At 66.1% G+C, this 21,005-nt stretch carries 24 protein-coding genes and 1 riboswitch; of the genes, 18 read left to right on the plus strand and 6 right to left on the minus strand.

The annotated features are described in order from the left end of the window. Positions 1-26 precede the first annotated feature (26 nt). The 3 genes from C8C98_RS06775 to C8C98_RS06785 are packed head-to-tail and all read left to right on the plus strand — an operon-like array spanning position 27 to position 2,035. Positions 27-587 carry an HAD family hydrolase gene (locus C8C98_RS06775; RefSeq protein ID WP_121453640.1) on the plus strand — a complete coding sequence of 187 codons (561 nt, stop codon included), beginning with the start codon at positions 27-29 and terminating at the stop codon, positions 585-587. After that, positions 584-1,213, plus strand: a complete 630-nt coding sequence (lptC, locus tag C8C98_RS06780; protein WP_121453641.1) for an LPS export ABC transporter periplasmic protein LptC — start codon at positions 584-586, stop codon at positions 1,211-1,213. The genes C8C98_RS06775 and lptC overlap by 4 nt, the downstream gene beginning before the upstream one ends. A gap of 36 nt (positions 1,214-1,249) precedes the next feature. Continuing rightward, positions 1,250-2,035, plus strand: coding sequence for an SDR family oxidoreductase (locus C8C98_RS06785; RefSeq protein WP_121453642.1), 786 nt, complete (start codon positions 1,250-1,252; stop codon positions 2,033-2,035). Between the two features lie 89 nt (positions 2,036-2,124). Here the strand turns inward: C8C98_RS06785 and C8C98_RS06790 are convergent, their stop codons facing one another. After that, positions 2,125-2,673: an RNA-binding protein gene (locus C8C98_RS06790; protein WP_121453643.1), complete on the minus strand. Its 549-nt coding sequence runs from the start codon at positions 2,671-2,673 to the stop codon at positions 2,125-2,127. Between the two features lie 292 nt (positions 2,674-2,965). Continuing rightward, on the minus strand, positions 2,966-3,358 hold the full coding sequence (locus C8C98_RS06795; RefSeq protein WP_099657122.1) for an RNA-binding protein: 393 nt from the start codon (positions 3,356-3,358) through the stop codon (positions 2,966-2,968). 234 nt (positions 3,359-3,592) lie between these two features. Then, a riboswitch (yybP-ykoY riboswitch) is annotated at positions 3,593-3,776 on the plus strand. Positions 3,777-3,792: 16 nt separating this feature from the next. On the opposite strand from C8C98_RS06795, the gene C8C98_RS06800 reads away from it, so the two are divergent. The 3 genes from C8C98_RS06800 (at position 3,793) to metW (ending at position 6,282) form a co-directional block, all read left to right on the plus strand. Further along, positions 3,793-4,359 carry a TMEM165/GDT1 family protein gene (locus C8C98_RS06800; RefSeq protein ID WP_121453644.1) on the plus strand — a complete coding sequence of 189 codons (567 nt, stop codon included), beginning with the start codon at positions 3,793-3,795 and terminating at the stop codon, positions 4,357-4,359. Positions 4,360-4,519: 160 nt separating this feature from the next. Further along, positions 4,520-5,701 (plus strand): homoserine O-acetyltransferase, encoded by a 1,182-nt coding sequence (locus tag C8C98_RS06805; RefSeq protein WP_121456085.1) that lies wholly within the window; start codon positions 4,520-4,522, stop codon positions 5,699-5,701. Next, positions 5,698-6,282 carry a methionine biosynthesis protein MetW gene (gene metW, locus C8C98_RS06810; protein WP_121453645.1) on the plus strand — a complete coding sequence of 195 codons (585 nt, stop codon included), beginning with the start codon at positions 5,698-5,700 and terminating at the stop codon, positions 6,280-6,282. Before C8C98_RS06805 ends, metW begins: the two co-directional genes overlap by 4 nt. Positions 6,283-6,303: 21 nt before the next feature. Here metW and C8C98_RS06815 read toward each other — a convergent pair whose 3' ends face one another. Beyond that, a complete protein-coding gene (locus tag C8C98_RS06815) occupies positions 6,304-6,888 on the minus strand; it encodes an NAD(P)H-dependent oxidoreductase (RefSeq protein WP_121453646.1) in 585 nt (194 codons plus the stop codon). A 306-nt stretch (positions 6,889-7,194) separates the two neighbouring features. Here C8C98_RS06815 and C8C98_RS06820 point away from each other — a divergent pair, with 306 nt between their 5' ends. From C8C98_RS06820 to ubiD, 9 genes are all read left to right on the plus strand, one after another. Beyond that, a complete protein-coding gene (locus C8C98_RS06820) occupies positions 7,195-8,418 on the plus strand; it encodes a diguanylate cyclase (RefSeq protein WP_121453647.1) in 1,224 nt (407 codons plus the stop codon). 140 nt (positions 8,419-8,558) lie between these two features. Next, positions 8,559-10,055 carry a M20 family metallopeptidase gene (locus C8C98_RS06825; RefSeq protein ID WP_121453648.1) on the plus strand — a complete coding sequence of 499 codons (1,497 nt, stop codon included), beginning with the start codon at positions 8,559-8,561 and terminating at the stop codon, positions 10,053-10,055. Positions 10,056-10,100: 45 nt separating this feature from the next. Next, positions 10,101-10,970 (plus strand): alpha/beta hydrolase, encoded by an 870-nt coding sequence (locus C8C98_RS06830; RefSeq protein WP_121453649.1) that lies wholly within the window; start codon positions 10,101-10,103, stop codon positions 10,968-10,970. A 426-nt stretch (positions 10,971-11,396) separates the two neighbouring features. Next, entirely contained in the window at positions 11,397-12,482 is a 1,086-nt protein-coding gene (locus C8C98_RS06835; protein WP_233574472.1) for a peptidase U32 family protein, read from the plus strand. Between the two features lie 200 nt (positions 12,483-12,682). Next, on the plus strand, positions 12,683-13,615 hold the full coding sequence (locus C8C98_RS06845; protein WP_121453650.1) for a U32 family peptidase: 933 nt from the start codon (positions 12,683-12,685) through the stop codon (positions 13,613-13,615). Positions 13,616-13,647: 32 nt separating this feature from the next. After that, positions 13,648-14,229: an SCP2 domain-containing protein gene (locus tag C8C98_RS06850; RefSeq protein WP_121453651.1), complete on the plus strand. Its 582-nt coding sequence runs from the start codon at positions 13,648-13,650 to the stop codon at positions 14,227-14,229. 13 nt (positions 14,230-14,242) lie between these two features. Next, on the plus strand, positions 14,243-14,722 hold the full coding sequence (locus C8C98_RS06855; protein WP_233574473.1) for a putative zinc-binding protein: 480 nt from the start codon (positions 14,243-14,245) through the stop codon (positions 14,720-14,722). Beyond that, a complete protein-coding gene (locus C8C98_RS06860; RefSeq protein WP_121453652.1) occupies positions 14,715-15,356 on the plus strand; it encodes a UbiX family flavin prenyltransferase in 642 nt (213 codons plus the stop codon). The genes C8C98_RS06855 and C8C98_RS06860 overlap by 8 nt, the downstream gene beginning before the upstream one ends. 64 nt (positions 15,357-15,420) lie before the next feature. Beyond that, entirely contained in the window at positions 15,421-16,908 is a 1,488-nt protein-coding gene (gene ubiD, locus C8C98_RS06865; protein ID WP_121453653.1) for a 4-hydroxy-3-polyprenylbenzoate decarboxylase, read from the plus strand. 14 nt (positions 16,909-16,922) lie between these two features. On the opposite strand, the gene C8C98_RS06870 is transcribed toward ubiD, so the two are convergent. After that, entirely contained in the window at positions 16,923-17,129 is a 207-nt protein-coding gene (locus C8C98_RS06870; RefSeq protein ID WP_121453654.1) for a 4-oxalocrotonate tautomerase family protein, read from the minus strand. A 111-nt stretch (positions 17,130-17,240) separates the two neighbouring features. Continuing rightward, positions 17,241-17,873, minus strand: coding sequence for an NADPH-dependent F420 reductase (locus tag C8C98_RS06875; RefSeq protein ID WP_121453655.1), 633 nt, complete (start codon positions 17,871-17,873; stop codon positions 17,241-17,243). A 119-nt stretch (positions 17,874-17,992) separates the two neighbouring features. Between C8C98_RS06875 and C8C98_RS06880 the strand changes: the two genes are divergently transcribed. From C8C98_RS06880 to C8C98_RS06890, 3 genes are read left to right on the plus strand one after another with little or no spacing between them, the layout of a single operon-like run. Then, positions 17,993-18,892, plus strand: a complete 900-nt coding sequence (locus C8C98_RS06880) for a LysR family transcriptional regulator (protein WP_121453656.1) — start codon at positions 17,993-17,995, stop codon at positions 18,890-18,892. A gap of 45 nt (positions 18,893-18,937) precedes the next feature. Further along, positions 18,938-19,468: a GNAT family N-acetyltransferase gene (locus C8C98_RS06885; protein ID WP_121453657.1), complete on the plus strand. Its 531-nt coding sequence runs from the start codon at positions 18,938-18,940 to the stop codon at positions 19,466-19,468. A gap of 35 nt (positions 19,469-19,503) precedes the next feature. Beyond that, positions 19,504-19,986: an NUDIX hydrolase gene (locus C8C98_RS06890; protein ID WP_121453658.1), complete on the plus strand. Its 483-nt coding sequence runs from the start codon at positions 19,504-19,506 to the stop codon at positions 19,984-19,986. A gap of 31 nt (positions 19,987-20,017) precedes the next feature. Here the strand turns inward: C8C98_RS06890 and C8C98_RS06895 are convergent, their stop codons facing one another. Further along, a complete protein-coding gene (locus C8C98_RS06895; protein WP_121456088.1) occupies positions 20,018-20,992 on the minus strand; it encodes a tripartite tricarboxylate transporter substrate binding protein in 975 nt (324 codons plus the stop codon). Between the last annotated feature and the right edge of the window lie 13 nt (positions 20,993-21,005).

The raw sequence follows: 21,005 nt of genomic DNA on the forward strand, positions 1-21,005 counted from the left end.
GGCCGCGCCTGTTCAAATGCTGTGTAATGACCTCTGACGTAACCTTTCCCGTGCTGCAATTCCCCCCCGAGCTGCTGCTGCGCGCCCAGAGCGTGCGCGTGGCCTTTTTTGACGTGGATGGGGTGCTGACCGATGGCGGCCTGCTGTTCAGCGAAGCGGGCGAAACCCTCAAGCGCTTCAACACCCTGGACGGCCACGGCATCAAGCTGCTGCAAAAGGCGGGCATCACCCCCGCCATCATCACCGGGCGAGACTCCGCCCCGCTGCGCGTGCGCCTGAAGGCCCTGGGGGTGGAGCACGCCATTTATGGCACCGAAGACAAACGCCCCGCCGCTGAGCAAGTGCTCGCCAGCCTGGGGCTGGACTGGTCGCAGGCGGCCGCCATGGGCGATGACTGGCCCGACCTGCCCGTGATGCGGCGCAGCGCACTGGCCTGTGCACCCCACAACGCCCACCTGGAAGTGCGCCAATGCGCGCACCACACCACCCAGGCACGCGGTGGCGAGGGGGCAGCGCGCGAATTTTGCGACCTGCTGCTGGTGGCCACAGGCGCCTACGCCCGCCTGCTGTCGGACTACGCCGCATGATGCGCCGCATGCTGCAAGCCGTAGACTGGCTCTCGCTGTACCTGCCGGTGCTCCTCATGGGTCTGCTGGCACTGGGCACCTGGTGGCTGGTGCGCAATGCCCCCACCCCGCTGGTGGCCACCGCCCCCAAGGTGGCAGCAGACCAGCCGGACTATTCCATGAAGACCTTTGCCGTCAAAAGTTTCGATGCCAAGGGGCGGCTCCAAAGCGAGGTACAGGGCGACACGGCACGCCACTTCCCGGCCACCGATACCTTGGAAATCGACAAAGCCCGCATGCGCTCCATTGCACTCGACGGGCGTCTGACTTTCGCCACATCGGACCGGGCCCTGAGCAACGCCGACGGCTCCGAGGTGCAACTGTTTGGCAACGCCATCGTGACGCGCGAGGCCGTGCCCGCACGCCAGGGCGCATCCGCGCAACCCCGGCTGGAGTTCCGTGGGGAATTTCTGCACGCATTCACCCAGGAAGAAAAGGTGCGCTCCAATCAGCCAGTCCAGCTCACTCGGGGCAGCGACCGCTTCACGGCAGACGCCATGGAGTACAACAACCTCGACCAGGTGCTGCAACTGAGCGGCAGGGTGCGCGGCATGCTCATGCCCGGCGGCACGGCGGCGCCCAAGTAACCCCAGCGCCATTGCGCCACCGCACAAGCAAATGCCATGACCCAGCCCCTCGCATTCATCACCGGAGCCTCCAGCGGCATCGGACAAGCCCTGGCACTGCGCTTTCACCAGGCGGGCTACCGCCTGGCCTTGGTGGCGCGGCGCACAGCTGAAGTCAAATCGTGGGCTGAGGCAAATGGAATAAGCGCTAGCAGCTATGAAATTTATAGTGCCGATGTGGCCATCACCGACAGCATCGTGGCTGCTGGCAAAGACTGCCTTGCGCGCCAGGGCCTGCCCGATGTGGTGATTGCCAACGCGGGCATCAGCGTGGGCATGGACACCGCCGACCGCGACGACCTGGACGTCATGGCCCGCACCTTTGCCACCAACAACATCGGCATGGCCGCCACTTTCCACCCCTTTGTGCCGGGCATGACAGAGCGCAAAAGCGGCACCTTGGTGGGCATTGGCAGCGTGGCCGGCATCCGGGGCCTGCCCGGCCACGGCGCGTATTGCGCCAGCAAAGCCGCGGTTATCAGCTACTGCGAAAGCCTGCGCGGCGAAATGCGCCCCTTTGGTGTGCGTGTGGTCACCCTGTCTCCCGGCTACATCGACACCCCTTTGACCCGCCAAAACCGGTACAGCATGCCGTTTTTGATGCAGCCCCAGGATTTTGCAGACCAGGCCTTCCAGGCCATCGACAAGGCAGACAGTTACCGCGTCATCCCTTGGCAAATGGGCGTGGTGGCCAAACTGCTGCGCGCCCTGCCCAATGCCGTGTTTGACAAACTGCTGGCCGGACGGCCACGCAAACGCCGCCAAACCGAAACCGGACGCTGACAAACCCCGCGCTCCATTGTGCACAGGCAACAAAAAAGCCCCCGAAGGGGCTTTTTGCGCATCTTGGGGCCAAATAGCCCTGGATGGGATCAGTAACCGCTGTTGCCGCCACCGTAGCCACCGCCGCCGCCATTGCGACCGCCGCCACCGTTGCGTGGGCCAGAGCCGTAGGGGCTACGGAAGCCACCGTCACCACGACCACCGCCATCACCACGACCACCACCGTAGCCACCGCCGCCGCCCTCACGACCGCCGCCATAACCGCCGCCGCCTTCACGGCCACCACCGTAGCCACCGCCACCACCACCGTAGCCGCCGCCACCGCTGCGACCACCACCACCGCCAAAGCCGCCACCGCCACCGAAGCCACCGCTGCGTGGAGGACGTGGCTCCATGGGGCGTGCTTCATTGACCACAATGCCACGACCACCCAAAGGCTGGCCATTCATGCCTTGGATGGCGGCTTGTGCTTCGGCATCGCTGCCCATTTCAACAAAGCCAAAGCCCTTGGAGCGGCCTGTGTCGCGCTCCATCATGACCTTGGCGCTGGTCACGGCACCGAATTGGCCAAAAGCCTGTTCCAGATCGCTGTCGCGCACCGAGTAAGGCAGGTTGCCGACGTACAGTTTGTTGCCCATCGAAGGACTCCTCAAAAACACATGAATAAAGCGATGGAGTCCCGAAAACGCAGCCAGCTAATCTCAATGACGCTCTCAGCGCGAAACTGACGGATCACCGCAAACCAGAAGCGAGAAAAACTCGCTTTGGCATTATGCGCCACAAAATTAAAAAAAAAGCAAGCCGATGCATGGGAGCCAACCAGTGTGGCGGCAAAGTCTCAGGCATAAAAAAAGGAGCCCGAAGGCTCCTTGATTGTTGCGGGCCAGACTGAACGCCTGCCCGAACGGGGTGCTTTAAGCAGCGAAGTGCTTAGTAGCCGCCACGGCCACCGCCGTAACCGCCGCCACCACCTTCACGGCCACCGCCGTAGCCGCCGCCACCACTGCGGCCACCGCCGCCGTAGCCGCCACCACCATTGCCGCCACCGAAGCCACCGCTGCGTGGAGCGCGGGGTTCCATAGGACGGGCTTCGTTGACCACGAGGTCACGGCCGCCAAAGTTTTGGCCGTGCACGCCTTGGATGGCGGCTTGTGCTTCGGCATCGCTGCCCATTTCGACAAAGCCGAAACCCTTGGAGCGGCCGGTGTCACGTTCCATCATGACCTTGGCGCTGCCTACGGAGCCGAACTGGCTGAAGGTTTGTTCCAGATCTTGGTCGCGGAAAGAATAGGGCAGGTTGCCCACGTAAAGTTTGTTGCCCATGGAGGGACTCCTCAAAAAACATGAAAACGCGATGGAGCCCGACGCAATCAACAAACCTGTGACGACTTCAAAGACGCGAAACTGACCAATCACCGCTTACTTCGGCGCCCTCGTGCCGCGCAAAGCTCGACATAAGGACCAATCCATTATTAATCACTTTATGGGTGTTGTGGCTTTTTATTTGTACCCGCGTTTTTCTTGTTCGGGAAAATAGGCATTGCATTGCGCTAAAATTCGAGGGTCTTTGGGGAGTAGCCCGCCGGTTGCGCAATGCGCCGGGGCATGCGTCAACACACTTGGGTTTCTTGAAAACCTATGGCGTATGCGGCTTGAATGCTGGGCGAGACCATTGACTGCATGCCGATCCAATGGCCGGAGTCGGGGGTGCAGTCAATGCGCGTCTCAACACAATCCGGCCGGATTGAACCCCCACCATGGAAGCTTTTTTTGTTTCAACCGCCATCGTCGCCTTGGCCGAGATGGGCGATAAGACCCAGCTGCTCGCATTGGTATTGGCAGCCCGTTTCCGCAAACCCTGGCCCATTGTTCTGGGCATTCTGGTCGCCACCTTGGTCAACCATGGCCTGGCGGGCGCCGTCGGCGCCTGGGTCACCACCTTCATCGGCCCGCAGGTGCTGCGCTGGATTTTGGGCGCCTCTTTCATCGCCATGGCGGTTTGGATGCTGATCCCAGACAAGCTCGACGAGGGCGACGCCGATGGCAAACCGCGCTGGGGCGTGTTCGGCACCACGGTGGTGGCGTTTTTTCTGGCCGAGATGGGCGATAAGACACAGATCGCCACCGTGATGCTGGCAGCGCAGTACAACGCCTACCTGTGGGTGGTGGCTGGGACTACGCTGGGCATGATGCTGGCCAATGCCCCTGTGGTGTGGCTGGGCGACCGCATCACGCGCAAGGTGCCGATCCGCGCAGTGCACATGATCTCTGCGGTGATCTTCCTGGTGCTGGGCTTGCTGGCGATCTTTGCTCCGGCAGGTTAAGCCAGACAGCAGGCGGAATCGGGTAGCGCAGGCGTGAGTGCTTTTGGTATATTTAAACAACGCGCCGATTTGCCACAGCTTGCGGGCGCTTTATAAATCCTGCTAAAGACCCGTCCGACATACCCGCCCGGCCTCGTTTTTAGCGATGCCGGGTTTTTTTATGTCGTTCATTGCCACGCCCCAATCCATGCATTTTCCGGAGGCTCTGCCGCTGCAAAGCGGTGCGTCCATCCGCGACTACCACCTGGCCTTTGAGACCTACGGCACGCTCAACGCCGACAAGTCCAACGCGGTGCTGGTGTGCCATGCCCTCAACGCCTCGCACCACGTCGCGGGCGTCTACGAGGGCCAGCCCAAGAGCGAGGGCTGGTGGGACAACATGATCGGCCCCGGCAAGCCGGTGGACACCAACCGCTTTTTCGTCATTGGCGTCAACAACCTCGGCTCGTGCTTCGGCTCAACCGGCCCGATGCATGCGCACCCCGACACGGGCGAGATCTACGGCGCAGACTTTCCGGTGGTCACGGTGGAAGACTGGGTCAACGCCCAGGCCCGCCTGCTTGACCGCCTGGGCATCGCGCAACTGGCCGCCGTACTGGGCGGCAGCCTGGGCGGCATGCAGGCCCTGAGCTGGACGCTGCAACACCCCGAGCGCATGCGCCACGCCGTGGTGGTGGCCAGCGCGCCCAACCTCACGGCCGAGAACATTGCCTTCAATGAGGTCGCTCGCCGCGCCATCGTGACCGACCCGGACTTTCATGGCGGACACTTTTACCGCCACGGCGTCATCCCCAAGCGCGGGCTGCGCATCGCCCGCATGATCGGGCACATCACGTACCTGAGCGACGACGTGATGAACGAGAAGTTCGGCCGCCAGTTAAGGCATCAGGTGCTCGAAAAGGCCCCCTTGGAGGGCAGCGGTGACGCGCCAGCGCAGAGCGTGGGGGCTTATCTCTACAGCACGCAGGACATCGAATTTCAAATCGAAAGCTACCTGCGCTACCAGGGCGACAAGTTCAGCGAGTACTTCGACGCCAACACCTACCTGCTCATCACCCGGGCGCTTGACTACTTCGACCCGGCCCGCGCGCACGCCAACAACCTCACCCTGGCGCTGGCACGCGCGCAGGCCAAGTTTCTGCTGGTGAGCTTCACCACCGACTGGCGCTTCTCGCCCCAGCGCAGCCGCGAGATCGTCAAGGCCCTGCTCGACAACCGCCGCCGCGTGAGCTACGCCGAGATCGACGCGCCCCACGGGCACGATGCCTTTTTGCTCGATGACGCTCGCTACATGAGCGTGATGCGCTCTTATTTCGATAGCATTGCAAAGGAGTTTGCATGAGCGAACAATCCACCCTGGAAGCCCTGGCGCGCCTGGTGCCCCAAGGCTCGCGCGTGCTGGACCTGGGCTGCGGCAACGGGGCCATGCTGTCGTACCTGCAACGCGAGCGCGGCTGCACCGGCTACGGCGTAGAGATTGACGACGCCAACGTGCTGGCCTGCGTGCAGCGCGGGGTCGATGTGATCCAGCTCAACCTGGACGAAGGCCTGGCCATGTTTGGCGACAACAGCTTTGACGTGGTGCTGCAGATCGACACCCTGCAACACCTGCGCAACGCCGAAGTGATGCTGCGCGAAACCGCTCGCGTGGGCCGCACCGGCGTGGTGGCCTTCCCCAACTTTGCGCACTGGCCCAACCGGCTGTCCATCCTGCAAGGGCGCATGCCCGTCACGCGCCGCCTGCCCTACCAGTGGTACGACACACCCAACATCCGCGTGGGCACCTACAAAGACTTTGAGGTGCTGGCGCACAAGAACCGCCTGCGCATCCTCGACTCCTTCGGGCTGCAGGACGGGCGCGAGGTGCGCTGGCTGCCCAATGCGCTGGCGGGCACGGCCGTGTTTCGCTTCGAAAACGCCTGAGCTACCCCTCCCCAGCGCCAGCTACCCCGACTGGCGCGAGCCCAGCTGGCCCGCCTTCTCCAGCCACTGGGCGATGCGCGTGGGGCTGGCGCTGCGCACCGGCCCAAAGCTGTGCACCCGCACCGGCCGGACGCCGCTGAACTCCAGGATGGCCCGCTTCATCTGCTGGTGGCCCGGCATGCGTGTCACCCAGCGAAAGTACCAGGGCGGCGAATCCATGGTGACCAGCAGCTCGGCGGTGCGCCCAGCCAGCAACTTGTCCCACATCGATGAGCCCTCGCGGTACTTGAAGGCGAAGCCGGGCAAAAACACCCGGTCGATGAACCCCTTGAGCAACGCAGGCATCGCCCCCCACCAAATGGGGTACACCCACACCAAGTGCTGCGCCCAGAGGATGTCCTGCTGCGCCGCCACCAGATCAGGCTCCAGGGCTTGCACCTGGCGGTAGCCCGCATGCAGCAGCGGGTCAAACGCCAGCGAGCCCAGCCGCAGCACACGCACCTGGGCCCCGGCGGCGCGGGCGGCGTCGGCATAGGCCGTGGCCAGCCCGGCACACAGGCTGTCTGAACAAGGGTGCCCAAGCACCACCAACACTTGGCGAGACATCTGATACCTCCTTGGAATCGCACGGTGCCAGGGACGGCAAGGCCGTGCGGCGGACCATTCTGAGGGACGCACCCCACTGCAGGGAACTTGCGTCGGCACATTGCTATTAAAATAATAGCTTGTAGCGCAACTGCCTATTGCCCTGGGTGCTGATTTCATGCAAACATGAATGCCAGAGGGTGGACAGGCCCAGGCCACCGCATCCCCGCCGCGCGCAAGCCTTGTCTGCACCGCCCCACCGACTGTGGGTGCGCCTCGCGCAGGGCTTGCACCACAATCTATCTGCCTGCACTTTTCGCTCGCCCCATGCTCCTTGCTGCCGCCGATGTTCCCACGATGCTGGTGATGATCATCCTGTCATCCCTGGTCACGGCCGGCGGCATGGCCGTGGTGGGCTGGGGGCGCAAGGATGACGGGGTGCGGCTATGGGCACTGGGTCTGCTGTTCAATGCGATGGCCTACCTGCTGTTTGCGCTGCGTGGCCGCATCCCTGACCTGCTGTCTGTGGTGGTCAGCAACGCCTTGCTGGTGGGCGTGTACCTGTCGATGCTGGCGGCGGTGCTGCAGTTTCAGGGGCGCGCATTGCCGCGCGGGGTGGCGCTGCTGCTGCCCTTGCTGACGGCGGGGTGCATGGCCCTGTTGTCGGACAGCTACTCAGCGCGCGTGGTGGTGGCAGGGCTGTTGCTGTGCGCGCTGAACCTGTGGCTGCTGGGCAGCCTGTTGGTGCGCTGGCGCACCGTGGGCGGGCGCGGTGCCTGGCTGGTGGTGGGCGCCCTGGGTTTCCAAACGCTGGTGCTGGTGCTGCGCGTGGCCCTGGTGGGCGTGAGCCCGCTCGCCGGGGCGCAACTGCTCCAATCCAGCGTCGTGCAAACCATGACGTTCATGACCGCCTTTGCCGTGGTGCTGCTGGCCTCCATGGGCTTTGTGTTCATGGCGCGCGACCGGGCCGATGCAGGCAATCGGCGCTTGGCGGCGGTAGACGCCCTCACCGGCGTGGCCAACCGGCGCGCCGTGATTGCGGCGCTGGACCGCGACGTGGCCCGCGCCATACGCACCCGCGAGCCCATTGCCTTGATGATGGTGGACATTGACCACTTCAAACAGGTGAACGACCGCTACGGCCACCCTATGGGCGACCAGGTGCTGTGCAGCGTGGTGAACGTGCTGCGCGAGCGGGTGCGCTCCCAGGACCTGGTGGGCCGCTACGGCGGCGAAGAGTTCCTGGTCGTGCTACCCGACACCACCATCAAAGGAGCCTACCTGCTGGCCTTGCAGCTGTGCGAGGCGGTAGAGGCCGCCAGCATCGTCCATGCAGGGCTGCAGATTCCGGTCACCGTGAGCATTGGCGTGTATGGGGGCACGCTGCAGTCTGGCGACCACTGGGACATGCTGATCTCTGCCGCCGACCGCGCCCTGTACGAAGCCAAAAACCGTGGGCGCAACCGCGTGGAGGTGGGCGAGGTGCTGCGCCGCCCCACATCGCAGGCGGCCGCTGCCTCGGGGCCTGAGACGCAGCCTGGGCTTTTCTAGAACCTGCTGCGCCAGGCTGCGCGCCCTTTCAGCCGCCACGCCATGCACCCCGGCCCATGGTCGGAATACGCCAAATTCGATGGCAGCCCCCGCACGCTTGTGTTGGAATGGTGCTTTTCCACCGCCCACAGGAGCCCGCCATGAACGCCCGTGTCCCCACCCAAGCCCTTGAACCCACCCTCGCACTGGAGCGGGTGAGCCAGGCGTGGGACAGCGACATCGTGGGCCAGCTCACCGACTACATAGCCATCCCCGCCAAGTCGCCCATGTTTGCGGCCGACTGGGCCGAGCAAGGACTGCTTGACACTGTGGTGCGCAACGCCGCCGCCTGGGTCGAAGCGCAAAAAGTGGCGGGCCTGCGCCTGGAAGTGGTGCGCCTGCCTGGCCGCACCCCGGTGCTGTTCTTTGAGATCGAAGCCACCCAAGCCCACGCCCCGCAAACGGTGCTGATGTACGGCCACCTGGACAAGCAACCCGAATTCAGCGGTTGGCGCAACGACCTGGGGCCCTGGACGCCCAAGTACGAAGACGGCAAGCTCTACGGCCGGGGCGGCGCAGACGATGGCTACGCCGTGTACGCCAGCATCGCCGCCGTGCAAGAACTTAAGCGCCAGAACGTGCCGCACCCCCGCATCGTGGGCCTGATCGAGACCTGCGAAGAAAGCGGCTCGCGCGACCTGATGCCCTACATCGACGCCCTGCGCCCCCGCCTGGGCGATGTGGGCCTGGTGATCTGCCTGGACAGCGGCGCAGGCAACTACGACCAGCTGTGGCTCACCACCAGCCTGCGCGGCATGGCCAGCGGCACGCTCAAGGTCGAAATCCTCACCGAAGGCATCCACTCGGGCGACGCCTCGGGCCTCGTGCCCTCGTCCTTTCGCATCATGCGCCAGGTGCTCGACCGCCTGGAAGACAGCGCCACCGGCCGCCTGCTGCCCCAGAGCTTCCATTGCGAAGTGCCCGCCGAGCGGCAGGCCCAGGCGCAAGCCACCGCCGCCATCCTGGGCGAAGAGGTGTACCGGCGCTTTCCGTGGGCGCACTACGACTGCGGCGGCTCCACCACCTTTGCGCTGCCCACCACCACCGACCCGCTGCAGGCACTGATCAAGCGGACCTGGGAGCCCACGCTCAGCGTCACCGGCGCCGAGGGCTTTCCGGCCCTGCAAGACGCGGGCAACGTGTTGCGCCCCTACACCGCCTTCAAGCTCAGCCTGCGCCTGCCCCCGCTGGTGGATGCGGCCCAGGCGGTGCAAGAACTCAAGACCCTGCTCGAAGACAACGCGCCCTACCAGGCCAAGGTCACCTTCCAGAGCCTGAGCGGCGCCACCGGCTGGAACGCCCCGGCCACCACGCCCTGGTTCGAGCAAGCGCTCAACGAAGCCTCGCAAGCCCACTTTGGTGCGCCCTGCGGCTACATCGGCCAGGGCGGCACCATTCCGCTGATGAACATGCTCAGCGAAGGCTTTCCCACCGCTCAAATGATGGTGTGCGGCGTGCTCGGCCCCAAGAGCAACGCCCACGGCCCCAACGAGTTTTTGCATGTGCCCTACGCCAAGCGCCTCACGGCCTCGGTGGCGCATGTGATTGCCACGATGGCGCAGGCCCAGGTGGCCACCAGCGCGACCGCAGCCCCCTGAACCCCTTGCGCTGACCGCGCCCACCCCGCCACCCAGCGCCCCGGTATGCCCCAGCACTGTTCACCCTCCACCCTCAGCCCCTTCACTGCTGCCGATGGGGAAAACCTCGCTCTGCACGAATGGCCCGTGGCCGCCAACACCCCCCTGCGCGGCCTGGTGGTGCTGGTGCACGGCCTGGGCGAACATGCGGGCCGCTACGGCGCGCTGGCCGAGCAGCTCAACGCCTGGGGCTTTGCCGTGCGCGGCTACGACCACTACGGCCACGGCGCATCGGCCGGGCCGCGCGGCGGCCTGACCAGCGACACGCGACTGCTGGACGACCTGGCCGACATGATCGAGTGCACCCGCGCGCGCCTGCCGCCTGGCCTACCGCTGGTGTTGCTGGGCCACAGCATGGGCGGCCTGGTGGCCGCGCGGCTGGTGTCGCTCAACCTGTGCCCGGTGGATGCGCTGGTGCTGTCGTCCCCTGCGCTCGATGCAGGCCTGGGGCCGGTGCAAAAACTGCTGGTGTCCGCCCTGCCCCGCATCGCCCCCAACCTGCGCGTGGGCAACGGGCTGGACGCCCACTACCTCTCGCACGACGCGCAGGTGGTGGCCAACTACCGGGCCGACCCCCAGTGCCATGACCGCATCAGCGCCCGGCTGGCCCGCTTCATTGCCGACGCAGGCCCCGCCACTGTGGCCACCGCCCCCACCTGGGCCGTGCCCACTTTGCTGATGTGGGCGGGGGCCGACCGGCTGGTCAACCCCGCAGGCAGCCGCGCCTTTGCGCAGGCAGCGCCGCCAGCCATGGTGCAGTCGCACTGCTTCGAAGGCGCCTTTCACGAGCTGTTCAACGAAACCCCCGAGTACGCCACGCCCGTGCTGCAGATGCTGCAAGACTGGCTGCTGGCGCGCTTTGGCGTGAAATACTGAACCCGGCTTTGAGGAAAAAATGCCTCATTGGCAACCGGCCTCAGTCTGCTCATCCCCCAGCCGTTCAGGCTGAGCCTGTCGAAGCCAGGGCGCCTTTTGCAAACAGCCCTTCGACGGGCTCAGGGCGAACGGCCTATCCGAGGCAGGCAATCACTCAGAAAATGCCTCTAGCGCTTATCCAATAAGCGCTAGCAGCTATATTTTCAATAGCAACTCCAACCAGCCGATCTGGTCCGCAGGCAGGACAGCCCCTGCCCCCGGCGCCACAGCGCAGACGCTGGACCGGCAGGCGCGTCAAATCCCGATCAAATTTGTCTGGCATTCTGCAGCCCGGTTGATGAAGATCAGCGGCTGCGCACGCAGGGCTGACTAAGGTGGCGGCCAATGCCTTGGCACCCTACCGGTGCTGGCGATGAAACGCTTGCCATGGAACCCTTGCCCCCCGCTGCGCCCACAACCCACGCAGCCACCTCTGCAGCCCCTGCCGCCGCCCCCGTGGCTGTCCAGCTTACCCCCGAACTCGTCTGCCCCGCAGGCAGCCTGCCCGCGCTCAAAGCCGCCGTAGACCACGGCGCCAACTGCGTGTACCTGGGCCTGCGCGACGCCACCAACGCCCGCAACTTTGCGGGGCTGAACTTTGACGAAGCCGCCATTGCCAACGGCATTGCCTACGCCCACCAGCGCGGCTGCAAGGTGTTCATGGCGCTCAACACCTACCCGCAGGCCTCCAACCCCGGCCCCTGGCGCAGCGCGGTGGACAAGGCCGTGGACATGGGGCTGGACGCCGTCATCCTGGCCGACCCGGGCCTCATGCAGTACGCCGCCCAGCACCACCCACAGCTGCGGCTGCACCTGTCGGTGCAGGGCTCGGCAACCAACTTCGAGGCCATCAACTTCTACCGCGAGCAGTTTGGCGTGGTGCGCGCCGTGCTGCCCCGGGTGCTGTCGATGGAGCAGGTGCGCCAGGTCATCGAACGCACGCCGGTCGAGATCGAAGTCTTCGGCTTTGGCAGCCTGTGCGTGATGGTGGAAGGCCGCTGCGCCCTGTCGTCGTACGTGACGGGCGAATCGCCCAACACCCACGGCGTGTGCTCGCCGCCCAAAGCCGTGCGCTGGCAAGAAACCCCGCAGGGCCTGGAGTCGCGCCTGAACGGCGTGCTGATTGACCGCTACGCCCCCGGCGAAAACGCGGGCTACCCCACGCTGTGCAAGGGCCGCTTTGACGTAGCCGATGAAGAAAACTACTACGCCATCGAAGAGCCCACCAGCCTGAACACGCTGGAGCTGCTGCCCCAGCTGGTCAAGATCGGCGTGCGCGCCATCAAGATCGAAGGCCGCCAGCGCAGCCCCGCTTACGTGACCGACGTGACGCGGGTGTGGCGCGAGGCCATCGACCACTGCATGGCCCAGCCCCACCGCTACGCCCCCAAAACCCACTGGATGGCCCAGTTGGACCAGGTGGCCGAGGGCCAGCAACACACGCTGGGCGCCTACCACCGCCCCTGGAAGTGAAATGCTCTGGCGACAACCCCCTGAGCCGCTGCGCGGCTTCCCCCTTCTCTCTACGCGCTTCGCGCTAGGGGAAGGGGGACGGCGCCAGCGCGGCGGGGCGGCCCTTGCGCGGCGCCCCCTGGCCTGGATCGCGCCAGTCCGAAGGTCGGTGCGCCGCTTTGAATCAGAAATACCCCGATGAAACACCGGAGTCCCCCACCATGAAAATCACCCTGGGCCCCCTGCAGTACTACTGGCCGCGCAACACCGTCTTTGCGTTCTACGAAACCATGGCCGACACGGCCGTGGACGAGGTCTACCTGGGCGAGACCGTGTGCTCGCGCCGCCACGAACTGCGCCTGTCCGACTGGCTCGGGCTGGCCCGCCACCTGCAAGGCAAGGGCAAGCGGGTCGTCATGTCCAGCCAGGTGCTGCTCGAATCGGGCTCGGACGTGGCCTGGCTGCACAAGCTGGCGGCCAACGGCGAATTCACCATCGAGGCCAACGACATGGGCGCCGTGCACTGCCTGGCGGGCAAGCAGCCCTTTGTGGCCGGGCCGCACCTGAACCTCTACAACCCCCAGGCTGTGCAATGGATGGCCCAGCTCGGCGCCAGCCGCTGGGTGATGCCGCTGGAGATGCGCCACCAGGACCTGGCCGTGGTGCAGGCCGCACGCCCCGCAGGCCTGCAGACCGAGGTGTTCGCCTACGGGCGGCTGCCGCTGGCGTACTCGGCCCGCTGCTTCACGGCGCGGCACTACAACCAGCCCAAGGACGACTGCCGCTTCAGCTGCATGGAGCACCCCGAAGGCCTGCCCCTGCGCACGCGCGAGAAAGAAGGCTTCCTCGTGCTCAACGGCACGCAAACGCAGTCGGCCCGCGTCTACAACCTCATCGAAGAGCTGCCCCAGATGCAAGCCCTGGGCGTGGACCTGGTGCGCCTGAGCCCCCAGCCCCAGCACATGGCGCAGGTGATTGCCCTGTTTGACGAAGTGCGCCGCCAGAGCGCCAACGCCGCGCACGCCCAAAACCGCATCCTGGCGCTGATGCCCGACTGGCCCTGCAACGGCTTCTGGCACGGCCGCCCAGGGCTGGAGCAAGGCCGCAGCGACCTGCACCAGGCACAGCACACCGACCAACGCTCGGCAGCCTGAACGGCACGCCGCACACCCTTCTCTGGACCGCCATGTACCCGCCCGCACACCCCACAGCACACCCGTCCGCCAAGCACCACGCAACCCGCCCCCAGCAACTGCCCGCGCCCGTGGGCGCCGTGCTCTCGCGCCTGCCGGCCTACCCCGGCTCGGTGCTGCTCGTCACCGCGCTGAACCTGGCGCTGGCCCGCCACCTGCCCGCCGACGTGCTGGCCCTGCTACTGCACCGCAAGCTGCGCATTGAGGTGCGCGATGCCCGCGTGGCCTTTGACTTTGCCTGGAACGGCCAGCGCTTTACCCCCTGCAACCCCGCCCGCCCCGGCGGCGCGGCCAAAGCGACCGGTGCCCCCGGTGCGTCCCAAGCGGCCAACGCACCCAATACGCCCAACGCGCCCGACCTCACCATCAGCGCCAGCGCGCACGACTTTGTGCTGCTGGCCCAGCGCCAGCAAGACCCGGACACGCTGTTCTTCAGCCGCCGCCTGTCCATGCAAGGCGACACCGAGCTGGGCCTGGTGGTGAAGAACGCGCTCGACGCCCTGGAGCTGCCCGTGCTCGACCCCGCGCAATGGGCCCCACGCGCCGTACTGGCGCGCCTGTTCCCCAAGTCCTGAGGAGGCCTGCCGTATGAACACCGAACCCGGCGACCTGCGCCCGCCCAACCCACCCGCCCGCGCAAGCACCCACGCCAACGCCCCCCTGCCGCTCGTGTACTCGTGCTCGGGCTGCTCCAGCGCCGCCCAGCTGGCCAACCACGTCGCACTGCGGCTGGACCGCTGCGGCGCGGCCGAGATGTCGTGCATTGCGGGCGTGGGCGGCGATGTTCCCCACCTCATGAAGACTGCGCGCTCGGGCCGCCCCATCATTGCGCTCGATGGCTGCCCGCTGGTGTGCGTCAAAAGCACCCTGGCCCGCCACGGCATTGACCCCGCACGCCACTACCAGCTGCAGCAATACGGCGTCAAAAAGCGCGCCCATGAAGACTTCGACCCCGCCCAGGCCGCCCTGGTGCTGGAGCGCGTGCTGGACGACCTGCACTACGAGCCCCTGGCCAAGCCACTGAATACCCCCGTCCACCAGCAGCGTACCGAGCCCGCGCATGGCTGATTGCGAAGCCGCCCCCCGCGACCCCACTGCGCGCACCGTGGCCCGCATCGTCGTCGGCATCTCGGGCGCCAGCGGCGCCATCTACGGCGTGCGGCTGCTGCAGGCGCTGCACGGCCAGCCCGGCATCGAAGCGCATGCGGTGGTGTCTGACGCAGGCTGGCGCACGCTGCAGCATGAATGCGGTGTGGACAGCCCCGCCGCGCTACAGGCCCTGACTCCCGGCCACCAGCTGCACGATGTGCACAACGTGGGCGCCACGCTGGCCAGCGGGTCCTTTCGCAGCCACGCCATGGTGGTGGCGCCCTGCTCTATGCGCACCCTGGCCGCCATTGCCCATGGCCTGAGCGACAACCTGCTCACCCGCGCGGCCGACGTGGTGCTCAAAGAGCGCCGCAAGCTCGTGCTGATGGTGCGCGAAACCCCGCTGCACCTGGTGCACCTGCGCAACATGCTCACCGTGACGGAGATGGGCGCCATCTGCTGCCCGCCGCTGCCCGCCTTCTACCAGCACCCGCGCAGCGTGCAAGACATCGTGGACGCCAGCGTGGCCCGGGTGCTCGACCTCATCGACGTACCCCACACCCTGGCCACGCGCTGGGCCGGGCTGCCTGACCCACTGGCCGCCGCCCCTTAACTATCAATTTCATAGCTGCCAGCGCTTATACATAAAGCGCTAGAGGCCTTTTTTATTCAGAACCATGGCCTACAAAGACCTGCGCGACTTCATGGCCCAGCTCGAAGCCACGGGCGAGCTGCGCCGCGTGGCGGAGCCCGTGTCGCCCCACCTGGAGATGACCGCGCTGAGCGACCGCGTGCTGCGCGCGGGCGGCCCGGCGCTGCTGTTCACCCAGCCCACGGGCCACCGCATGCCCGTGCTGACCAACCTGTTTGGCACACCCGAGCGCGTGGCCCGCGCCATGGGCGTGCCAGACCTGCGCGGCGTGCGCGCCCTGGGTGAGCTGCTCGCCACGCTCAAAGAACCCGAAGCCCCCAAAGGCTTCAAAGACATGCTGGGCATGGGCCAGCTGCTCAAAACCCTGTGGAACATGGCCCCCCACACCGTGGGCCGCAACGCGCCCTGCCAGCAAGAGGTGTGGGAGGGGCCGGACGTAGACTTGGCGCGCCTGCCCGTGCAGCACTGCTGGCCCGGCGACGTGGCCCCACTCATCACCTGGGGCCTGACCATCACGCGCGGCCCGCGCAAGGCCCGCCAAAACCTGGGCATCTACCGCCAGCAGGTGCTCTCGCGCAACCAGGTCATCGTGCGCTGGCTGGCCCACCGGGGCGGCGCGCTGGACTTTGCCGACCACTGCGCCCAGCACCCCGGTCAGCCCTACCCCGTGGCCGTGGCGCTGGGGGCCGACCCGGCCACACTGCTGGGCGCCGTGACGCCCGTGCCCGACAGCTTGAGCGAATACCAGTTCGCAGGCCTGCTGCGCGGTGCGCGCACCGAAGTGACTGCTGCTTTAGGCGTGCCGCTGCAAGTGCCCGCCTCCGCCGAGATCGTGCTCGAAGGCCACATCCAGCCCGACGCCAACCATGCGACAGGCTGGCAGCACGCGCTGGAAGGCCCCTACGGCGACCACACCGGCTACTACAACGAATGCGCCGAGTTCCCCGTGCTCACGGTGGACCGCATCACCCTGCGCCGGGACGCGATCTACCACAGCACCTACACCGGCAAACCGCCCGACGAGCCCGCCGTGCTGGGCCTGGCGATGAACGAGCTGTTCATCCCGCTCTTGCAAAAGCAGTTCCCCGAGATCGTGGACTTCTACCTGCCGCCCGAAGGCTGCAGCTACCGCATGGCGGTAGTGAGCATCCGCAAGGCCTACGCAGGCCACGCGCGGCGCGTGATGATGGGCGTGTGGAGCCACCTGCGCCAGTTCATGTACACCAAGTTCATCGTGCTGGTGGATGCCGATGTGGACGTGCGCGATTGGAAGGAAGTGATCTGGGCCATCACCACCCGCATGGACCCGGCGCGCGACACGATGATGGTGGAGCACACGCCCATCGACTACCTGGACTTCGCCTCACCCGTGAGCGGCCTGGGCAGCAAGATGGGCATGGACGCCACGAACAAGTGGCCGGGGGAGACGCAGCGCGAGTGGGGCCGGCCCATGCACATGACGCCCGAAGCCAGCGCGCGGGCTGAGGCGCTGATGCAGTCGTTGGGGCTTTAAGGCTCGCAGCGGCGCTATGTCCCGGCACCCGGGGCCGCCTCGGCTCCAAATATCTTGCCGCCACCGGCCCAGTTGGCGGGCGAGACATCTTCAAACACCACGTAGATGTAGTTGGGGTCGGTGCCTGTGTTTCTGACAATGCTCTCGGTGATCTCAGCGGCCACGGCCTGCTTGGCTTGGGCGTCTTTTCCGCTGAACCAGCTCACTCGTACGACGGGCATGGGATTTCCTTAGGTTTTTTTCGATGGGAAAGAGTGCAGCGGGGGCTCACAAGCAGTTCAATCGCCTGTTCTAGGAGCCTGCTCAAGGGCCCCCTCTGCGGGGTCAATGGCTCAGCCCTTGTGCAGCCAGGTGGGCGCAATCGCCGTACCCAGGCCTGCGCCGTAGCCCAGGTAAATGTTCAGGCCCGCCAGGGGCTCCAGGTAGCGGGCATTCTTCAGGCCGCCCGCGTCCACCACCTCAAAGCCCATGCTGGTGGCCAGCTGCGTGGCATGCTGCTTGGCGGGTGCGCTGTCGCTGGCCACAAAAACGCTGACCTTGCGCCCGGAGCCAAAGTCGGCGCCTTCAGCCAACACGGCGGCAAACACGGTGTTGAAGCCCTTGACCAACGCGGCCTGTGGCACGGCCTTGGCAATCTCTTCAGCGGCCGAGGTGCTGTGGCCCAACGTCAGGCCCATGTAGTCCGCCGTGAGCGGGTTGGTGATGTCGATCACGGTCTGCCCGGCCTGCACATCGGCAGTGCGCAAGGCGGCCACCGCATCGGCATAGCCAGTGGCCACCACCACCACGTCAGCCCCCTGGGCGGCACCTGCCGCAGGCACGGCCACAGCGCCGGGATGGGCCGCCGCCACCTGGGCCGCCTTGGCGGCATCGCGTGCAGCCACGCTCACTTGGTGACCGGCACCCACCAGTTGACGCACAAATGCCGAACCCATGTTGCCGGCTCCGATGACGGTGACTTTCATTGCAAAACTCCTTGTAAAACAGCGTGTTTGCTGCGATGGAGTGAACTGTAGGACGCCCTGCCCGCCGGATAAACCGCCCCCACCGGGACGCATTGGCCGTGAAACAAGGACAATCAGGCATGGACCGATTCATGGAAATGCAGGCCTTCGTGGCCGTGGTCGATGCGGGCAGCTTTGTGCGCGGTGCCGACGCGCTGGACCTGTCCAAGTCGGTGGTGTCGCGCGTGGTGTCTGAGCTGGAGCAGCGGCTGGGCGTGCGCCTGCTGCAGCGCACCACCCGGCGCTTATCGCTCACGCGCGAAGGTGAGCTGTTTTACGAGCGCTGCAAAGACCTGCTCGCGGGCATGCAGGATGCGGAGACCGAGGTGCGCCAGCACGCAGGTGAAGTGATGGGGGAGCTGCGGGTCAGTGCGCCGGTTACGTTCGGCCTCATGCACTTGGCGCCCTTGTGGCCGCGCTTCATGGCTCAGCACCCCCGCCTGCTGCTAGACGTGACGCTGGGCGACCGGCTAGTCGATCTGGTGGACGAGGGCTATGACCTTGCGGTGCGCATTGCACAGCTGCCCAACTCCTCGCTGGTCAGCCGCAGGCTGGCGGCCACGCGCCTCATCCTGTGCGCCTCACCGCGTTACCTGGCCGAGCACGAAACCATCACCCACCCCAGCGACATCGCCCGCCACCCTGTCTTTGCCTACAAGCTGCTGGCCACGGGGGAGCAATGGCACTTTGATGGGCCCCAGGGGCCCTGCGTCGTCAAGATCACCCCCCGTATGCGCAGCAACAGCGGCGACTCATGCTGCGAGGCCGCCCTGCAACACCAGGGGCTGGTGCTGCAGCCCGCATTCTTGGTAGGCGAGCACCTGCGCTCTGGTGCGCTGGTGGAGGTGCTGCCAGCGTTTCGCTCCACCGAGCTGGGCATCTACGCCGTGTACCCCAGCCGCCAGCAACTGGCGCCCAAAGTGCGCCGCATGGTGGACTTTCTGGCCGATGCCTTCCAGGCACCGCAGTGGCCGCAGTGACCCCACCCGTTTCGTACATACCCGCAGCAGCAAAGCCCACGCCCCATGACAGTTTTTAAAACACGCCCCCTGCAAACGACCGACCTGACCGCACTCATGGCGGTGCAACGCGCCGCCTATGGCGATGGGTTCATGGAAAGCACCGAGGTCTTTGCCCGCCGTCTGGCCAGCCCCGTGAACTGCTCGCTGGCCCTGCTGCTCGATGGCGCGCTGTGCGCCTATCTGGCGGCCTACCAGTCGGTGCAGGGCAAGGTGACGCCGTTGCATGGCGACTTTGAGCCCCCCGTGGGCACCGCGCCCGACACGCTGTACCTGCACGACATGGCCGTGCTGCCCGGCATGGCAGGCCGGGGCCTGGCGCAGCAGTTGCTGCAGCCCCTGTGGGCACAAGCCCGTGCCACGGGCCTGCGCCACAGCACGCTGGTGTCAGTGCAAGGCTCGCAAGGGTATTGGGAGCGGCAGGGCTACGCAGTGCAGGCACTGGCCCACCCGCTGCAGCAGCAGCGCCTGGCCAGCTACGGCGACGGCGCGGTGTACATGACCCGCACCCTCTCGCTTGCCAGCTCCACACCGTAAGAACACCGCAACACCCTGTGGTCATAATGGGCCACATGCCAAACCGCTGGAAACCCAACGTCACCGTGGCCGCCCTCATCGAGCGTGATGGGCGCTTTTTGCTGGTGGAAGAAGAGACCACAGACGGTCTCAAACTCAACAACCCCGCAGGCCACCTGGACCCTGGCGAATCGCCCGAACAGGCCTGCGCCCGCGAGGTGCTGGAGGAAACTGCGCACGACTTTGTGCCCACCGCCCTCATTGGCGTGTACCTCAACCGCTTCACCAAAACCCGCACGGGCGACGACCTGACCTACATGCGCTTTGCCTTTGCCGGCACGCTGGGCACACACCACGGCTGGCGCTCGCTGGACGCAGGCATTGTCCGCACCCTGTGGATGACCCCCGACGAAATCCGCGCCTGCCCCGAGCGGCACCGCAGCCCGCTGCTGCTGGCGTGCCTGGAGGACTACCTGGCAGGCCAGCGCCACCCGCTCACGCTGGTGCACACCGACCCGTCTGTGACGGCCCCCCGGTAGGCCCTGCGCCGAGCCCTGGCGGGGGCTGCACTCAGTCCATCGAGATCTTGCGCTCCTTGATGGTGGCGGCCCACTGCGCAGACTCTTTCTTCATGAAGGCCGCCAGCTCCGCCCGCGTGGTGGGCTGGGGCGTGAGGCCGTGCTTGTTCAGCGCCTCTTTCACGCCCGGGTCGTTCAACACTTTCACGATCTCCTGGTTCCAGCGATCGAGCAGCGGCGCAGGCGTTTTGCCCGGGGCCACAAAGGCATACCAGTTGAGCGCCTCAAAGCCCGGAAAGCCCGATTCCGCCACGGTGGGAATGTTGGGCAAATAGGCCGGGCGGGTGAGCCCCGTGGTGGCCAGCGGGATCAGCTTGCCAGACTCCACATGCGGCAGCGCAGTGGGGGGCGCCGCAAAGTACGAGGTCACGCGCTCGCCCAGCAAATCCTGCAGCGCCGGGGCTCCGCCCTTGTAAGGCACATGGGTCATGTCGATGCCCGCGCGCTGGTTGAACAACTCGCCCGCCAGGTGCGATGCCGAGCCCGCGCCGGTGGAGGCAAAGTCCACGCTGCCGGGCTTCTTTTTGGACAGCTGCACAAACTCGGCCAGCGTCTTCACGCCAGCGCCTTTGTGCACCACCAGCACGTTGGGGAAGTTAACCCCGCCCGAGACCGGGGCCAGGTCTTTGAACGGGTCGTAGGTCACCTTCATCAGGTGCGGCGCAATGGTCAGCGGCCCCACCGAACCCAGCAGCAGCACCGTGCCATCGGGCGCCGCATTGGCCACAAACTGGTGGGCGATGTTGCCGCCCGCACCGCCCTTGTTGTCCACCACCACCGACTGGCCGGTGTTCTCACCCAGCTTCTTGGCAATCAGGCGTGCTGCGGCATCGGCAGCGCCGCCTGCCGCAAAGCCCACGACGAGCGTGACGGGCTTTTTGGGCGGAAAGTCTTGCGCCGCAGCGCCAAAGGTCAAGGGAACGGTGGCCAGCGCCAGGGCGCAGTGCAGCAGGGTGCGTTTGTTCATCGGGGTCTCCTTC

The sequence above is a fragment of the Acidovorax sp. 106 genome (genome assembly GCF_003663825.1).
Lineage (GTDB): Bacteria > Pseudomonadota > Gammaproteobacteria > Burkholderiales > Burkholderiaceae_C > Acidovorax.

Excerpts from the sequence above, each read along its gene's own strand:
- C8C98_RS06850 (WP_121453651.1), top strand. The coding sequence starts at position 13,648 with ATGTACCCGCCCGCACACCCCACAGCACACCCGTCCGCCAAGCACCAC.
- C8C98_RS06855 (WP_233574473.1), top strand. The coding sequence starts at position 14,243 with ATGAACACCGAACCCGGCGACCTGCGCCCGCCCAACCCACCCGCCCGC.
- C8C98_RS06775 (WP_121453640.1), top strand. The coding sequence starts at position 27 with ATGACCTCTGACGTAACCTTTCCCGTGCTGCAATTCCCCCCCGAGCTG.
- C8C98_RS06820 (WP_121453647.1), top strand. The coding sequence starts at position 7,195 with ATGCTCCTTGCTGCCGCCGATGTTCCCACGATGCTGGTGATGATCATC.
- ubiD (WP_121453653.1), top strand. The coding sequence starts at position 15,421 with ATGGCCTACAAAGACCTGCGCGACTTCATGGCCCAGCTCGAAGCCACG.
- C8C98_RS06885 (WP_121453657.1), top strand. The coding sequence starts at position 18,938 with ATGACAGTTTTTAAAACACGCCCCCTGCAAACGACCGACCTGACCGCA.
- C8C98_RS06870 (WP_121453654.1), bottom strand. The coding sequence starts at position 17,129 with ATGCCCGTCGTACGAGTGAGCTGGTTCAGCGGAAAAGACGCCCAAGCC.
- C8C98_RS06795 (WP_099657122.1), bottom strand. The coding sequence starts at position 3,358 with ATGGGCAACAAACTTTACGTGGGCAACCTGCCCTATTCTTTCCGCGAC.
- C8C98_RS06860 (WP_121453652.1), top strand. The coding sequence starts at position 14,715 with ATGGCTGATTGCGAAGCCGCCCCCCGCGACCCCACTGCGCGCACCGTG.
- C8C98_RS06845 (WP_121453650.1), top strand. The coding sequence starts at position 12,683 with ATGAAAATCACCCTGGGCCCCCTGCAGTACTACTGGCCGCGCAACACC.
- lptC (WP_121453641.1), top strand. The coding sequence starts at position 584 with ATGATGCGCCGCATGCTGCAAGCCGTAGACTGGCTCTCGCTGTACCTG.
- C8C98_RS06800 (WP_121453644.1), top strand. The coding sequence starts at position 3,793 with ATGGAAGCTTTTTTTGTTTCAACCGCCATCGTCGCCTTGGCCGAGATG.
- C8C98_RS06815 (WP_121453646.1), bottom strand. The coding sequence starts at position 6,888 with ATGTCTCGCCAAGTGTTGGTGGTGCTTGGGCACCCTTGTTCAGACAGC.
- C8C98_RS06830 (WP_121453649.1), top strand. The coding sequence starts at position 10,101 with ATGCCCCAGCACTGTTCACCCTCCACCCTCAGCCCCTTCACTGCTGCC.
- metW (WP_121453645.1), top strand. The coding sequence starts at position 5,698 with ATGAGCGAACAATCCACCCTGGAAGCCCTGGCGCGCCTGGTGCCCCAA.
- C8C98_RS06785 (WP_121453642.1), top strand. The coding sequence starts at position 1,250 with ATGACCCAGCCCCTCGCATTCATCACCGGAGCCTCCAGCGGCATCGGA.
- C8C98_RS06805 (WP_121456085.1), top strand. The coding sequence starts at position 4,520 with ATGTCGTTCATTGCCACGCCCCAATCCATGCATTTTCCGGAGGCTCTG.
- C8C98_RS06890 (WP_121453658.1), top strand. The coding sequence starts at position 19,504 with ATGCCAAACCGCTGGAAACCCAACGTCACCGTGGCCGCCCTCATCGAG.
- C8C98_RS06880 (WP_121453656.1), top strand. The coding sequence starts at position 17,993 with ATGGACCGATTCATGGAAATGCAGGCCTTCGTGGCCGTGGTCGATGCG.
- C8C98_RS06895 (WP_121456088.1), bottom strand. The coding sequence starts at position 20,992 with ATGAACAAACGCACCCTGCTGCACTGCGCCCTGGCGCTGGCCACCGTT.
- C8C98_RS06825 (WP_121453648.1), top strand. The coding sequence starts at position 8,559 with ATGAACGCCCGTGTCCCCACCCAAGCCCTTGAACCCACCCTCGCACTG.
- C8C98_RS06790 (WP_121453643.1), bottom strand. The coding sequence starts at position 2,673 with ATGGGCAACAAACTGTACGTCGGCAACCTGCCTTACTCGGTGCGCGAC.
- C8C98_RS06835 (WP_233574472.1), top strand. The coding sequence starts at position 11,397 with ATGGAACCCTTGCCCCCCGCTGCGCCCACAACCCACGCAGCCACCTCT.
- C8C98_RS06875 (WP_121453655.1), bottom strand. The coding sequence starts at position 17,873 with ATGAAAGTCACCGTCATCGGAGCCGGCAACATGGGTTCGGCATTTGTG.